This is a genomic window from Nonomuraea composti, assembly GCF_012034275.1.
GTDB lineage: Bacteria > Actinomycetota > Actinomycetes > Streptosporangiales > Streptosporangiaceae > Nonomuraea > Nonomuraea composti.
Map to the genome: position 1 here is coordinate 107,289 of NZ_JAATEP010000013.1, position 15,060 is coordinate 122,348.

Genomic DNA, 15,060 nt, shown 5'->3' on the forward strand with positions numbered 1-15,060 from the left:
GAAGGGACGGTCGCGTTCATCCGCTCATCACCGCCAGGATGATCGCCACGACGAGCACCAGCAGCAGGGCGATCGCGACGACCCGGGCGGCGCCGATGCCGGGCTGCTCGGGCTGGGGCTGCGCCGGCACGCCGGCCGGCTGCTGCGGCACCGGGGCGGCCGGCCCCGGCGGCACCAGCGGCGACCTGGGCGGATACTCGTCCAGGAGCCCGCCGGCGATCCTGGCGCACCACACGCACGACGGCAGGCTCGCGCTGTAGAAGTGCATGGGGTTCTCCCGGCAGCCCATGAGCCGGTACTGGGCCCGGTTGAGCGCGGCCACCCATTCGCCGGGCCGGGGGCGGGCGGCGGGGTCGTGGTGCCCCTCGGCGAAGCACCGCCGGGCCAGGGCCAGGATCTCGGGCGGCAGCACCTCGACGGGCAGCTCGCCCTCCATGGGCACGAACCGGTCCGGCCACAGCAGGCGGTTGTTCTGCGACATGACGTTCTGCTGCACGTCGTCGGGCAGGGAGGCGTCGGTCAGCACGCCGGCGAACGGGTTCTGGCCCTCCATGAGCAGCCAGCAGATCATGATCGCCAGGCCGAAGCTGTCCTGGGCGGGGGTGGAGGGCCGGTGCACGAGCTGGTCGGCCTCCGGCGGGGCGTACTCGGGGGTGAACTTCGGCGTGCGGAACAGCCGCCCGCCGGGCGCGGTGAACTGCACGGTGTCGCAGTCGACGAGCGTGACGTGCCCGGTCGGCGTGACCATGACGTTCTTCAGGCTGACGTCGCCGACGACGACGCCCACGTCGTGCAGCATGTCGAACAGGTGCGCCACCCGCGCCGCGATGACCAGCAGCTCCCGCCAGGTCGGCTCCAGCAGCGCCTGGTGCCGGCCGCGCGCGTCGCCCAGCATCTCCAGGGGCAGGCCGGCGATGCGCGGCATGACGAACCCGCACGGCCGGCCCCGCTCGTCCACCAGCGGCGCCTGCGGCCAGGCCACGTGGAAGTGGGCCGGGTGGTCGCCATCCCACCGCGCGGGCGGGAGCCCGACGAGCGCCGCGACCCGGTCGATCACGTCGTCGTGCGGGGAGGTGTAGATCTTGGCGCAGACGGCGCTGTTGTCCGCGATGGGATAGACCTCCCCTTCCATCCCGTCGCCGAGCAGCTCGTCCTTGACGATCTCGACGGCGCGCCTGCCGGGAATGCGATATCCGTTCACCTCAACCTGACCGCCAGTGCCATCGTCTTGTCGTCGCCGGACGTGCCCGCGAAGTCCTCCGACCCGAGCTGCTTGGCGAGCTGCTCCGGCGGCACGGCCGGGTCGGCGAAGTAGCTGAAGTAGGCGCCCAGCGTGTCGGGGGCGTCGTAGCCGGCGCTGCCGTCACCGGCCAGCAGCGCCTCGGTGAGCCCGTCGGTGCACAACGCCACCCCGTTGACCCGCCCGTCCAGGACCACGCCCACCTCCAATGCCTCCGCGCGCCGCAGCGAGGTGGCGAACACCGTCTCGCCCGCGTCGGAGCGGTTCGTCGGCGGCGGCAGGACGAGCTGCGCGCCGCCCCCTGCCCGCTCGACGATGAGGAACCCGTCCCCGATGTTCAGGTAGCTCACGAACGGGGGCGCGATCACGGCGGCCAGCAGCGTGGCCGCGAACTGCGAGCGCAGCACCACCGGGTCGCCCCGCCCGCGTGCCGGCAGCTCCCTGACCCGCCGGGCCAGCCAGTCGTCGAAGCGGCGCAGGCAGTCCCCCGCCAGCACCCGCATCAGCCGCTTCCACTCGTGCGGCGTCGCCGGATGCCCCTGGCCGAGCTGCGCCCTGGCCGCCGCGTACGCCGACTTGACGAGCTGCTGCGCGCCCTCTCGCGACCGGGGCCGCGACCCGGCGCCGTCGGCCACCGCCAGGAAGTGCGCGCGCCCGTCGATGCCGGCCGACAGCGCCGCGTCCTGGTTGGGCCGCCCCTCCAGGACGTGGCTGGGGCCCGTGACGCTCGCCGACAGGAACCGCCAGGCCGGCTCACCCATGGTGGCCCAGCCACTCGCGCATCTGCATGTGCTGGTCCACCTGCTGGTAGATCTCGCTGGCGCCCTGGTTGCGCGCCGTGCCCGCGGCCACCTTCTCCGTGCTGGCCGACACGAGCTGCAACACCTTGGAGAACTCCATCTCGCCCAGGTTGTAGGCCGACTCGGGAGCCAGGCCGCGCAGCACCTCCTGGTCGGCCTCGCGCACCCCGAGGGCGAAGAACAGCAGGTGCCGGCCCTCCTCCTGCTTGCGCAGCACCGGCGCGAGGTCCCGCCACCGGTCGGTGAGCCGCCCCTGGTCGTCGGTGGGCGCCCCGTCGGTGATCAGGTACATCAGCGGCCGGTTCGCCAGCGGGATGCCGGACGAGCGCAGCTGCTGCTTGCGGGTGCCCAGGATGTCCAGCGCCTGCTGGATGCCCTCCACCATCGGCGTCACGCCGCCGGCCTCCAGCCGGGGCGGGTCGAAGTCGGTCATCGGCACGAACGGCTGCCCCACCGCGCCGCTCTCCTTGCCGCGCGGATCGATCACCCGCACGTGCCCGTTGCCGAACGTGACCAGCGCGATCTCCCCCATGCGCATCACGTGCGTGTAGGCGGAGATCTGGCGGCGCCAGCCGTGCAGGGCCGCGTTCAGCTCGTCGATGCGGCCGAGATGGCTCATGGAGCTGGAGGTGTCGACGACGAGCGTGATGAGGATGCGGCTCTTGGCCGGTTGTGCCGGGGGCAGGGCGTCCACGGGGCCGCTCATGGGTCACACCTTTCGTTCGCGGGTCGTTCGCGGGTCGGGGAGCCGGGCAGCACGCGCAACGCCTCGCCGTCGGCGTCGAGCCCGACGACGCGGACCGTCTGGCCCCGGTGGACGCCGTCGCTCGCGGCGCCCGCCAGCCGGGCCCACACGATCGCGTCGTCCAGCTCGACGTAGCCGCCGTCGGGGCCGAACCGGGTGCGCACGGTCGCGGTGCCGCCGTCCGCCTGCCGGGCCGCGACCGCCTGGAGCGTTCCGGGGGCGGGCCGCTCCAGCGTGCGGCACTCGTCCAGCACCTGGGCGGGCGGGGTTTCTGCCGGATGCTTGTAGCCGGGGTTCGGGAGCTCCGGGGATTGGGCGCGCAAGCGCCGCACGGCAGCCGCCGCGTACTGGGCGCCCGGGTGGCCGGTGGACGCCTCGCGCCTGCGCAGGGCGAGCCGGACCGCGTAGATCAGCGCCACCGGGAGCAGCAGCAGGGCGACGGCGAACGCCACCCCGCTGCGGAAGTCCCGCTCCATCTCGACGGTACGCACGGCGTCCGGCTCCTTGTCCAGATCCGGGTAGGCGAAGAGGGTCCGCAGCAGCCGGTCCGCCTGCTGCGGGTCGACCCGGATGATCTCCCTGCGCGTGTCGACCTCGTCGCAGAGCCGGCCCAGTTGGGCGTGGCAGTCCGGGCTCGTGTCGACGACGACGATCAGGTCGCGCTCGCCCAGGTTCCGGGCGTTCATCCTCTTGCCCAGCTCGGCGGGGGTCGTCTCGGTGGCGTGCCTCAGGTCGAACACGTGCGCGCGTGCGGTGTCCGGCGTGAACAGGCCGCCCGCCAGCAGCGGCATGAACGCGAGAGCGAGGAGCAGGCCGGCGAGGATGAGCAGACGTTGCGTCATGGCGGGGACGTCCGGGGGTCGGGGGTTGGCCGCGCCCAAGCTAGCCGCGCGTGCGGCAGGTCCGCATCGGGGTACGACCTAGGGAAGTCCCTATTCGGCCGGCCGCTTTCCGGCGTTCCCGGGGTGCAGGCGGCGGAAGTCGGCCAGGCTCTGGCGGAAGAAGGCCAGGTCGCTCTCCAGTTTCGCCCGGGTGAAACGGCCCGGTTCGGCGTCGCGGGCCGAGCGGCCCATCTCCGTCCAGAACGCCTCCCGCGGCAGCTCCTCGGCGCCGTCCGGGAGGAACTTCAACGCCTCGGACACCGCGTCGGCGGCGAGGCTCCACTCCGCGACCACGGCACGGAACCGCTCCGGATCCGGCGACAGGTCCGCGGTGTAGTACAGGCCGCTCTCCAGGGCCCTGCTCGCGTACGTGGCGCCGACCATCACCCATTGGCCGGCGTCCAGCAGCTCGGACACGCCCGCCCCGAACGCCGTGCCCGCCTGCTCCGCCTCGTCCGGGACCAGCACCTCCACCCCGCCGGCCCGCACCACCCGCCCGCCCGGCACCTCGTCCACCGACGCCTGCGCCGACCCGCCAGGAACGACCAGGTCGAGGTAGACGCGCGCCTCCGCGAGCGAGCGCGCCCGGGCGCTCTCAGGCATGCCGCGCCGCGAGGTCCCGGTAGCTGTCGCGGACGATGAGCAGCCGGTCGAGCTGGAACCGGCCGGGCTCGGCCGCGCGCATCTCGCGGCCCCGCTGCGACCAGAACCCGTCGTCGGGCACCTCGTCGGCGCCCGGCGGGATGAACTTCACGACCTCCTCCACGGCCGCCGTCGCCACCGACAGCGTGCGGTGCGCCTCGGCCGCGTCGTCCGCCGGCACGTTGCCCGCCGTCAGGTCGGCCACCCACAGCCACTCCCCCGCGTCGAGCAGCTGCGACGGCTCCGCGCCGCCGAACGTCGGGTAGCCCGCCGGCATGACCGGCCGCTCCGGCAGCCCGAACAGGTATTCGCGCGGCCTGCCGCAGCTCTCGCAGGTGCCCGAGTAGCGGTTGGCCAGGCCGCCGCCGGCGCTGACCAGGCCGCTGTCCCAGCTGGTCTCCACCGAGCCACACGCGCAGGGGTGCAGGTCAAGGTAGAGATGCGCCTCGTCCCTCGTCCGTGCTACCGCGAAGGTCATGACCGTCCTCTCCTCCGGAAGTTCCTATCATGCCTGGAACACGTGCCGGCCGGCGTCCGCCGACGGGTCGCGGCCGGGGTCCGCGGCACGGCGGCGGCCGCAGACGCACGGCCCGTCCTCGGGGCACCCGCACTCCTCGTCGTCCTCGGGCGGCTGCCAGCCGGTGCCGTCGGCCAGCTTGCGGGCGCGGGTCCAGTACGCGTGCCGGCGGCCCGGCCTCGGCTCGGCCAGCAGCCTGGACAGGTCGGCGGCCAGCGGGGCGGGGACGAGCCGGCGCGGGACGGCGGCGGCCACGTCGTACAGGACCGCCAGGCGGGCGGGGTGCTGCGCGGGCGTGGCGGCGCGGACCTGCCGGACGGCCTCGAACAGGCCGGCGACGGCCGCGTGCTCGGCGGGCGGCAGGCCGACCGCCGCCGCCAGCCCGGCCGCGGCGGTGGCGGCGGCGGCCCGCTCGTTCGCGCCGATCGTGCGCGTCTCGTCCACCCGGTACGTCAGCATCCCCCCATCCGGCTGACCCGTCCGGTGGGCGGGGCGGATCTCGACCGGGATGGGCGCGCGGCCCGGAATCTCGATGTCGAGCAGGCCGGGCCCGTACGTGCGGGCGCGCGCCCCCATGAGGGCGGCCGTGCGGGCGACGGCGTCGGCGGCGGCCACCTCGGGCAGCGCCGGCCTGCCGCGCAGGGCGGCGACGTGCTCGGGCGCCAGCTCGCCCGCCCTGGCCAGCGCCACGATCCTCGCCGCCGCGCCCGGCCGGCCGGGCGCGAGCCCCGCCTTCTCGGCCTCGGCCCGGATGGCGGCGGTGAGGTCCCGGGTGCCGACGGGCCCGCCGTTGAGCGCCGCGGCCAGCGACCCCGGCGCGGCCGACCTCGGTGCGGCCCCGTCCCCGTTGAGGGCGTCGATGAGGCCGCGCAGCCGGGCGACCGTCGCCGGATCCGGCAGGCCCGGCATGGACCGGGCGGCCGGTGCGGGCGCGGGTGACGCGGGCGGGCGGGCGTGCCAGGGCGGCGCCGGCGGGGTGTGACCGCGGCGGGGGATGTCGGCGGCGACGGCGTCGATGGCCGCCGCGATCCGCTCCCGCGCCTGCGGGTCCGTGCTCGCCCGCCACTTGCGCGCCAGGTGGGCGTGCTCGTCCAGGCGGGGCGTGAGGCAGTGGTCGGTCCCTTCCCTGGCCGGCGAGAGCGACTCCCTGACCAGGCCCTGCCGCACCCCGGCCGCCTGCGCGGCGTGCTCCTGGGCGATGTGCGAGATCTCGTGCACCAGCACGGACGACACGACGTGCGGGTCCACGCGCGGCCCGATCCGCATGACGTGCGGGTTCTCCGGGGTGCCGGCGTTCAGCTCGGTGCGGCCGACGAGCCCGGCGCCCGGGTCCTCCGGCAGGACCCGCACGTGCTGGTCGGCCGCTCCCGGGAGCTGGATGACGAGCCGGTCGTCGCCGCTCCAGCGCAGGCTCGCGACGGCGCCGCCGAAGTCGGCGGGCGACACGTCCTGGGCGCGCAGCTCGTCCGTCGTCAGGTCGGGCATGCCGTCGGGACGGGCGGAGGCGGCGAGCGGACTGCCGGGCAGCTCGGGGGCGGTCACCGACGGCGCGCCGGAGCCCTGGCCGGTCGCCGGGCCGGTGCCCTGCCCGGTGCCCGAGCCCGTCCCCTGGAAGGTGCTGCTGCCGGGGGAGGCGTTCGCCGCGCTCTCCTCGGCCACCTGCCAGATCGGCTCCTGCGGCGGCGGGAGGGCGTTCCTGTCCTCCAGCTCGGCGGCGACCTGCTGGGTGAAGGTGCCGGCGACGGGGGAGTTCATGAAGATGTCGCGCAGGTTCAGGTCGTGCTGGTCGGCCGCCTCCAGGATGGGGGGCGGCAGCGTGGCGAACGCCTGGGCGAAGCCGCCGTCGGGGGTCACGCTGTGCACGAACCCGTCGGGGGTGGCCAGGTAGCGGTGCAGGACGGGCTCGCCGTTCGGCCCCTCCTCGTACAGGTGGAACCTGGCGACCTCGCGGCGCTCGCGGGCGGCGACGCGGGCGTCCTGCATGACCTGGACGAAGCTGCTGCGGCCCGGCTGGGGGTGGAAGGCGAAGGTGGGCAGGCCCTCCAGGGGCGGCGCGATGTGCACGCCCGCCTCCATCCTGGCGTGCAGCTCCTCCAGCTCCTCGCCGAACAGCGCGATCATGGCCGTGCCGCCGCTCGCGCCGGGCACGCGCACGACCTCCTTGCGGGGGCGGACGTCGCCGCCGCGGTGCCGCTTCACCCGTTCGAAGGTCAGGTCGTAGTCCACCCTGACGCGCACGGTGTAGAGCTTGCCGGTCTCGAACATGCTGCGCTCGCGCCGCGCGCCCTGGTGGGCTCCGGCGCTCTGCGACGACTGCGCGCCGAACCACGAGCTGAAGCTGAACCCGAGCGCCTTGAACCCGGAGCCGGCGGACATGCCGACGGGCTGGACGTGCCCGCGCGAGACGGACAGGTTCTGGGCGTCGGCCCGCCGGTCCACCTCGCCCTTCTCGCCCTCGTACGGCCCGGCCACGACCGTGAGGTCCGACATGCGGGCCTTGACGGTGACGTCCACGCCCTGGTTGCGGAACGCCGGCTGGACGGTGTGCGGCACGACGTCGCCGTCACGCCCGGCCGACCGCTCCAGGCCGGTGATGAGGCCGGAGTGCGACAGCCACGCCGACAGCGCCCCGGCCCGCTCGGCGACCGCGGCGTGGCCGATCATCCTGGACAGCTGCCGGCTGATGGCGTCGAACAGGGTGGGCCTGGTCTCGTCCTCGATCAGCACCTCGGGGAAGTGGCCCGGCTCGAACTCCGCCTGGCGCGGGTCGGTCACGGCGGGCACGGGGCCCGGGTCCTCGGCCGCGCTGCGCACCATGTCGCCGGGCAGGCCGCGGCGCAGCTTGACGTCGTACTCGCGGGTGACCGCCGGCGTGCGCCTGCGCCGCATCCACGCGGTGGCCGACCTGACCTTGGCGGCGGCTCCGGGGACCCGCCGCTCGAACGGCACCGGCCGGACCCGGGCGGGCCTGGTCTCGATCTCGATGACGAGCCGCATGTCCTGCTCGACCGTGCTCTCGCCCTTGAACCTGGCCATGCGCTGCAGCCGCATCCGGTTCTCGTTGACGCTGCTGGAGAAGGAGCGGGTGCGCTTGGTGGACAGGCCGCCCTTGGTCTCCTCGCCGCTGTCGTCGCTGAAGTCGAGGCCGGCGGAGTACGCGCCGGAGTACGACTCGGTGTGCGAGGCCTCCTTGGCGCGGTAGCGCTGGATGATGACGCCGTTCTCGTCGGTGTGGTCGACCAGCCTGGCCCGGCGCGGGTCGGCGCCGGGGGCGTGCTCCAGCCGCACCCGGACGGTGACCACCTGGACGGAGTCCACGTCCGGCCCGGTCTGCACGTCGTACTCGCGCTCGAGCCCGCGCCGCGACCACATCTCGTCGATGTGGACCTGCGGCCGGGTGCCGTTGAGGTCGGCCCTGATCTGGCGGCGCAGGTTCGGGGTGCCGTCCTCGGCGCCCGGCACGGCGGTGTCGATCGCGCTGAGCACCTCCTCCATGACGTCGACCTCGTTGCCCTGCCCGTCGGTCACGACGAACGACTGCGGCATGCTCGTGCCCATGCCGTGCTCGTACTGGGGGGCGATCACGACGTCGTTGAGCTGCTCGTTCAGGGCCGTGGCCGCGTCGAGCGCCTCGTCGAGGCGCGCTCCGGCGGTGTCGGGGGCGGCCGTGGCGGCGGCGACGGCGGGCGCGACGGCCGGGCCGAGGTCGGCGACCTTACCGAGCGCTTGGAGCAGCTTGTCGGGGGTGTGCTCCCGGCCGATGCCGACGTTCTCGCCGCGGGCCAGCGCCTCGGCGCGGGCCTGGACGTAGCGCATGACCAGCGGCACCGCGAGGGTGCGGTGCAGTTTCATGGCGCCGTTGAGGAAACGCTCGACCGCGTCGGCCACCACGGGCACGGGCAGGGTCACGTCGCCCTCGGCGTACAGGCGCAGCGCGTCGTGCTCGGGGACGGTGAACAGCCCGTTGCCGTGGCTGCGCAGCTGGCCGCCCTTCCACCCGTCGAGCTGCTGCCCGATCGGGGTGGCACGGCTGGCGCGCAGCTTCACGAGAACGTCCACCGGCACCTGGAAGCGGTACTTCCTGGCGACCGAGATGCCCAGGAACTCGGTGCCCCAGATGGCCAGCAGCGCGGTCGCCAGGGCCCTGACGCGGGAGCGGGACGGCAGCGAGAGCGAGCCGGAGTCGCTGGTGGTGCCGCCGTCGTCGGCGTCGGCGAGGCTGTTCATCAGGCCGAACGCGATGTTGTTCGAGCCGCCCCAGGAGATGCCCGCGCTGCGCAGGGCCAGCATGATGCGGCCGGTCACCGAGTCCACGACGTCGACGAAGGTGGCCTCGCCGAGCTCGCCGCGCACCTCCAGCGAGGTACGCGCGGGCACCGGGCCGTTGGGGTCGAGCACGAGGTCGTGCGTGATCGGGCCCTCGAACAGGTGGGAGGCGAGGAAGTGGCGGCTCAGCACGGGCCAGAGCTGCACCAGCGGGGCCACCTTGCCGCGCAGGGAGCGCGGCAGCAGCCGCCAGATGCCCTTGATGTCGCCCAGCTCGCGGCCGCCGTCGAAGTGCTCCAGCGTGGCGGCCTCCATGAGCCGCTTCGACGGCCTGCCCATCGGGCCGGTGAAGTCGGGCCCGCCGTCGCGCGGCAGCATGTCGCCGGGCACCATCATCAGCACCCTGACGGAGCGCGGCTTGACGAGCTTCTGGACCTTGCCGTTGTGCACCAGGTTGACCTCGACCGTGGCCTTGGTCTCCAGGCCGGCGGTGACCTTCTCCTTGCCGTCCTCCTCCATGCCGACCTTGTTGACCATGCTGGAGGTGCTGGTGCCGGCCGAGTACGTCCGGTCGCCGCCGGCGTTCGGGCCCGCCTTGTGCGAGACGCCGTCGTGCCCCTCCCCCGGGCCGTCGGTCTTGACGGCCGAGCCGCCGCCGCCGTACGTCCTGGACCGGTTGATGCCCCGGCCTGAGGTGTCGCTGGCGATGTCGAGGTGCGTGCGCACCTTGTTGACCAGCCCCTTGGGGGTGCCCCGGCCGCTGAAGTCCTGCCGGACGACGATCTGCAGGGCGTACACGTCGGGGGTGGCGTTGACGCCGTGCATCTGGAGCGGGATGAGGACACCGCTCTGCGCCATCTGGTCGAGGCCGCTGCGGATCGCGCTCTCGACCAGGTGCGCCTCGACCTCTTCCTCGTTGAAGAGCTGGGCGGCGTGGATGAGCGGGTTGCGGGAGTACCGGCGCACCCCGTCCACGCTCTTGGCGACCAGCCCATGGTGGGCCAGCTTGTCGAGGACGTGCTCCTTGAGCCCCTCCAGCCCCGTGACCTCGCGCACGTCGGTCGGGCCGGCGCCGCGCATCTGCTGGGCGCCGTCGCCGAGCCACTGCGGCAGCTCCATCTTGCGCCCCTTGACCGGCTTGCGCCGGGGGACGTCGTTCAGCACGGGGTTGCCGTCGGCGTCGAGCTTCGGCTTGCCGTTCACCAGGACCAGCGCGCTCTTCGGCACGGGGTCGCCGGCGTGGAAGGCGTCCAGCACCTGCTGGCGCAGCAGCAGCTCGGTGTCGAACGGCCCCAGCTTCTTCGGCTTCTTGCCCGGCCGCTCCACCGTGAAGGTGACCTTGGCCACCTTCTGGTACGCCTGCGACAGCCCGGTCCGCTTGTCCACCTGCGGGTGCACGGCCGCCTCGTTGGCCGTGGACGACGACGACTGCGCCACCGGCCGGCTGCCCTTGACCTCGGGCCGGACGCTGTCGGGGTGGTAGTCGCCCAGGGGGCCGAAGATGTCGGCGCCCTGCAGCGACTCGACGTTGAAGCCGGCCGACACCTTGCCCTCGATCGACCCGCCGTGCTCGGTCCTGCTGGGCGAGGTGGCGGTCTCGGTGAGCACCTCCTCCTCCAGCGCCTCCGGCGTCACGGCGCCCACCATCCTGGTCTCGCCGTGCACGATCTCGCTGGTGGCGGTGATCCGCACGTCGGGCTCGCCGTCCACGGCCAGGGTGACCGGCAGGCCGTCCTCCAGCGTCCGCCGGAAGCGCGCCTGCACCTCGTGGGTGACGAACTTGCGCAGGTCCCGGCGGGCGTTGGTGCCGATCCTGGTGTAGTCGCCGCCGAGCTCGGCGGCGATCGCGTCGAGGGCCTCCTCCAGGCCGGTCATGCTGATGACCTCCTGGTTGGGCGGCTTCGGGCTCTCCTTGCCCGCGTCGATCCGGATCGGGTCGCGCGAGGTCCGGTCGGCGTAGGAGTGCCACACCCAGATCCGCTGCGTGGCGGTGTCGCCGGGGCTGCCGGAGTCGACGGTGGCGGCGTGCTGCCACTGCCCCGCCTTTCCGGTGCGCAGCTCCACCGTCCACGTGGCGGTGGCGTCGAACAGCAGCGACTCGCTGCGGTTGTCGGCGACCGAGCCACCCTGCTCGAACATGCTGGACCCGCCGGAGGCCGACCAGGAACGCCCGGCGCTCGCGCCGACCCCGACCGCGACCGTGTCGGCCGCCGCCCTGGCCCAGGTGCCGTCCGGCACGAGCGGCGCCAGCACGCCGCTGTTGAAGTCGCCGGAGGTGCCGGCGCTGCCCGACTGCGTCGCCGTGTACGTCTGCCCGGTCTGGTAGAACATGCCGACCGTGACCTGGGACGCCTTCACCGCCGGGTCGGCCACCTCGACCAGGTCGGCGAGGGTGAGCTTGAGCCGCAGCTCGGCCGCGGTCTTGCCATGGCCGACGTTCAGCACCAGGCCGTCGCCGGAGACGACCTTGTGGAAGTCGCCGCGGATGAAGTTCTCCAGCTCGTCCGGGGTGAACCGCTTGGCGACGTTCTTGCCCTTCAGGGCCTCGTTGACCGCGTCGGTGAGCCTGTCCAGGTGGGCCAGGCGGCCCGTCGGCATCGACTCGGGCAGGGAGAAGGTGTCGGGCAGCGCCCTGTCCAGCGCCTCCAGGTACTGGCGGTGCGCGGCGGCCGCCTCGTCCGCGGCCCGCTCGGCGAGGGCGGCCACGGCGAGCTGGCCTGGCGGGGCCTGCGCGGGAGCCTGCGGCAGCGCCGCCAGCAGCCGCGCGTACCGCTCGTGCGCCTGCCTCGCCTGCGACGCCGCCTTGTGGGCGGCCGAGTACGCGGCGGCGATCCTCTTGTGCCTGGCCTGCTTGTCCCGCAGGCTGCGGGCCTTCGCCTCGGCCGTGTCGGCGCGCAGCGCGGCGCCGCTGTCGTGCTCCTTGCCCGCCTTCTCGGCCTCCTTCCTGGCCTCGCGGGCCTCCTTGCCGGCCTGCTTCGCGCTCGCCCTCTTGCTGTCCGCCAGCTTCTTCAGAGCCTTCTGCGCGGCTTCCAGCCGCCTGGCGAGCTCCCGCGCGTCCTCGGGGCTCGGGTCCTGGCCGAGCGCGACCGTCCGCAGGCCGGTCCGCTCGCTCTGCGGGCCGTTCGCCCAGGGCGGTGGCGGCGGCGTGGCGCCGCGGGCGCGCAGGTCGTGCAGCACGCCGTCGATGTCCAGGGCGAGCAGGCGCTGCTCCGGCACCGTCTGAGCCTGCTCCCACTTGTCCGTCAGGTACGCCAGCTCGTTGAGGCGGGCGGGCACGCACTCGTCGCCGGTCGGGTGGGTGGTGCCGCCGGGCAGCATCCGGCGCAGCACACCCTGCCTGCGGCCCCGGCCCTCGGCCGCCCGGTGCTGCATCGTGTCGGTGATCTCGTGCAGCCAGACCCTGGGGAGCTGGTCGGTGGCGATGCGGGGGGCGAAGCTCACCTCGTGCGGCTCGGTGGACGTGCCCGCCTTGAGCGTCGTCTCCGCCATCACCTTCTGGCCGCGGTCGCCCAGGACGGGGCGGAAGTGGTGGGTGCCGTTCTCGGTGGTGACCGTCAGCACGTCACCGGCCCAGGACAGCGCCACCACCCGCTCGCCGGCGTGCTGGAAGTGGTCGGTGAGCAGGTCGGCCGTGGCCTGCTTGATCTCGTCCAGGGTGACGTCGGTGGGGCGGCCGCTGTCGGTGACGTACCGGGTGCCGGCGATCGGCGGGGAGGTGACGGTGCCCGGCTTGCTGGTGTGCGCGGCCGGGGGCTCCGTGATGGGGGCGTCGGACGACAGCGTGTCGTCCGAGGCGGCGAGCAGCAGCAGCGCGGACGCGTCCACCACCAGCTCCGGCTGGGCGCCGGTCCGGGCGGCGCGGGCGTCCAGCGTGCGGCGGATGCGGGTCATGGTCGCGTTCGACAGGACGCGGTGGCCGCCGGGGCGCGGGATGAGCACCTCTCCGGTGGGGCTGATCACGGCGTCGGGGAAGGTCGTGCCGAGCGCCTCCAGCAGCGCGGCGCGCGCCCTGAGCGGCGCCGGGCCCGTGGCCGCCGTGACCGTCGGCGTGGTCGGGGACGGGGCGGCGTCCTGGGTGCTCGTGGTCTGGGCGGGCTCGGTGGTGGTGTCGGTGGTGGTGTCGGCGGTGGGGCTGGACGCCTGGTTCCGAGTGTCGTTCCCGGCCTGCGGCGTCGCGTCGCTCTGGGTCGCCTCGCCCTGAGCCGGATCGCCCTGAGGCGCGTCATTCTGCGTCGCGTCACCCTGCGACGTCGCGTCACCCTGAGGCGTCGTGTCGCCCTGAGACGCGTTGTCCTGGGTCCCGTTGTCCTGGATCCCGTTGCCCTGGGTCCCGTTGCCCTGTGATGTGTCGCCCTGCGGCGTGGTGGCGGCCTGCGGCGGCGTGGCGGTCGTGTCCTGGTCGTCGGAGTCCGGGAGCTGCGCCGTCGTGCCGTCCTCGTCCGTCCGGGCGGTGGTGTCCGACGGGGCCTGGCGGGTGGACGGAGCGGCCGGGTCGGGGCCGGTGGCGGCGGCGGGCCGGGCGGCCGGGGTCTCCTCGTCCTGGGTCCGGTCCTGGTCCTGGTCCGGTGTGGCGGCGGGCTGGTCCGGGGAGGAGGTGCGGCGGCGGGTGGACAGGTCGCCGTCCGGCAGCCCGCCGGGACGGCCGGACGCGCTCTGCGAGCCGGCCCCCGCGAGCGCCGGGGTGCCGGACGTGCGCGGCGACGGGATGATCACCCGGTCAGGGGTGCGGACCCCGCTGCCGGGCTGGTTGCCGTCCGGGCCGGTGGGCGAGCCGTCCGGCGTGGCGGGCCCGGCGGGCCCCGTGGACGGGCCGGAGCCGCCGGCGCGGGCCGCGTCGGAGCGGGCGGCGGCGTCGTGCGCGGCGGCGAGCGTGCTCAGCGGATGCGCCAGCGCCGAGACCACCTCGGGGTTGAACGGGCTGATGCTCCCGGTACGCCCCACGCCGCCCATGAAGGCGCCCATCATGGACTCGGCCGTGAACGGGTTCTGCCACTGCCCGTACACCAGGCCGTTGCCGAGGAAGCTGCCCGCCGGCGAGGCGAACACGTTCGTCAGGCCCGTCGTCAGCGCGCGGCCGGTGAAGCCGGGCACGACGCGGGTGACCCGCGAGACGGGCCCGGCCAGCACGGTGCCGGCGCCCGCGCCGCCGGCGGCCCCGATGCTCGTGGCGGCGAGCTGCCGCCAGTCGAAGTCCTCGCGCGTGCCCATGTCCTTCTGCTGCTTCTGCGCCCAGAAGTCGATGAAGAACTCCTCGCCGATCTCCTCGACGAGCTCCCGGCCGAACGGGGAGGCCATCAGCCGCACGAGCAGCCCGCGCCCGGTGGCGCCGCTCAGCGCGGCGACCCTGGCCAGCCGGGCCGCGCCCATCTCCCGGCCGGCCAGCGTGGCGAGCCGGACGAGGATGCGGCTGATGGCGGTGCGGGCCCCGGCGGCGTACGGGCCGATGAGCGCGGCGGAGGCGCCGGCGCTGAAGAACGCGACGATGATGGCGATCGCGATGGCGACGACGGTCACCCAGAACGCCACGTTGATGGAGAGCTTGGAGTACTGCGTCTCCACGGCGAAGGTGTTGGCCTGCTGCGCGTAGGCCCTGGCGTTCCTGCTGACGCCGACGATGCCGCTTTCGGTGCCGTAGAGCTGGCGGGCCCGGTTGACGAATTCGGTGGTGGCGGGGGCGGCCCAGCCGGCCACGATGACGCGGGCGGCCGATCCGGCGGGCTCGGCGGACTTGATGCAGTCGTCGCACAGCACGGCGTACGCGCGGGCCAGCCCGGACAGGCCGCTCTCGCTGGCGTCCGGCCACTTCTGCCCGGCGGACAGCATGGGGATCAGCCAGTAGACGACCCAGTCGGGCAGCGCCTCGGTCTCCCAGACGGGCTGCACGTCGCTGTCGATGACGACGACTTCCTGCTGCGCCGACACCGCGACGTTGGTACGGACGCCGATGTCCCCCGAATGCGCCATGGGCC

General features: G+C 74.3%; 7 protein-coding genes. All 7 read right to left on the reverse strand.

What is annotated here, in order from left to right; all coding sequences use genetic code 11:
* Positions 1-16 precede the first annotated feature (16 nt).
* Positions 17-1,201, reverse strand: coding sequence for a protein kinase domain-containing protein (locus HCN51_RS20040; RefSeq protein WP_168011051.1), 1,185 nt, complete (start codon positions 1,199-1,201; stop codon positions 17-19).
* Complete coding sequence (locus HCN51_RS20045) at positions 1,198-2,001, reverse strand: PP2C family serine/threonine-protein phosphatase (RefSeq protein WP_168011052.1); 804 nt, start codon at positions 1,999-2,001, stop codon at positions 1,198-1,200. Before HCN51_RS20045 ends, HCN51_RS20040 begins: the two co-directional genes overlap by 4 nt.
* Positions 1,994-2,746 (reverse strand): vWA domain-containing protein, encoded by a 753-nt coding sequence (locus tag HCN51_RS20050; protein WP_168011053.1) that lies wholly within the window; start codon positions 2,744-2,746, stop codon positions 1,994-1,996. Before HCN51_RS20050 ends, HCN51_RS20045 begins: the two co-directional genes overlap by 8 nt.
* Positions 2,743-3,627 carry an NfeD family protein gene (locus HCN51_RS20055; protein WP_168011054.1) on the reverse strand — a complete coding sequence of 295 codons (885 nt, stop codon included), beginning with the start codon at positions 3,625-3,627 and terminating at the stop codon, positions 2,743-2,745. The genes HCN51_RS20050 and HCN51_RS20055 overlap by 4 nt, the downstream gene beginning before the upstream one ends.
* A 90-nt stretch (positions 3,628-3,717) precedes the next feature.
* Entirely contained in the window at positions 3,718-4,269 is a 552-nt protein-coding gene (locus HCN51_RS20060) for a hypothetical protein (protein ID WP_168011055.1), read from the reverse strand.
* Positions 4,262-4,786 (reverse strand): hypothetical protein, encoded by a 525-nt coding sequence (locus HCN51_RS20065; RefSeq protein ID WP_168011056.1) that lies wholly within the window; start codon positions 4,784-4,786, stop codon positions 4,262-4,264. Before HCN51_RS20065 ends, HCN51_RS20060 begins: the two co-directional genes overlap by 8 nt.
* A 27-nt stretch (positions 4,787-4,813) precedes the next feature.
* Positions 4,814-15,055, reverse strand: coding sequence for a WXG100-like domain-containing protein (locus HCN51_RS20070; protein WP_168011057.1), 10,242 nt, complete (start codon positions 15,053-15,055; stop codon positions 4,814-4,816).
* Between the last annotated feature and the right edge of the window lie 5 nt (positions 15,056-15,060).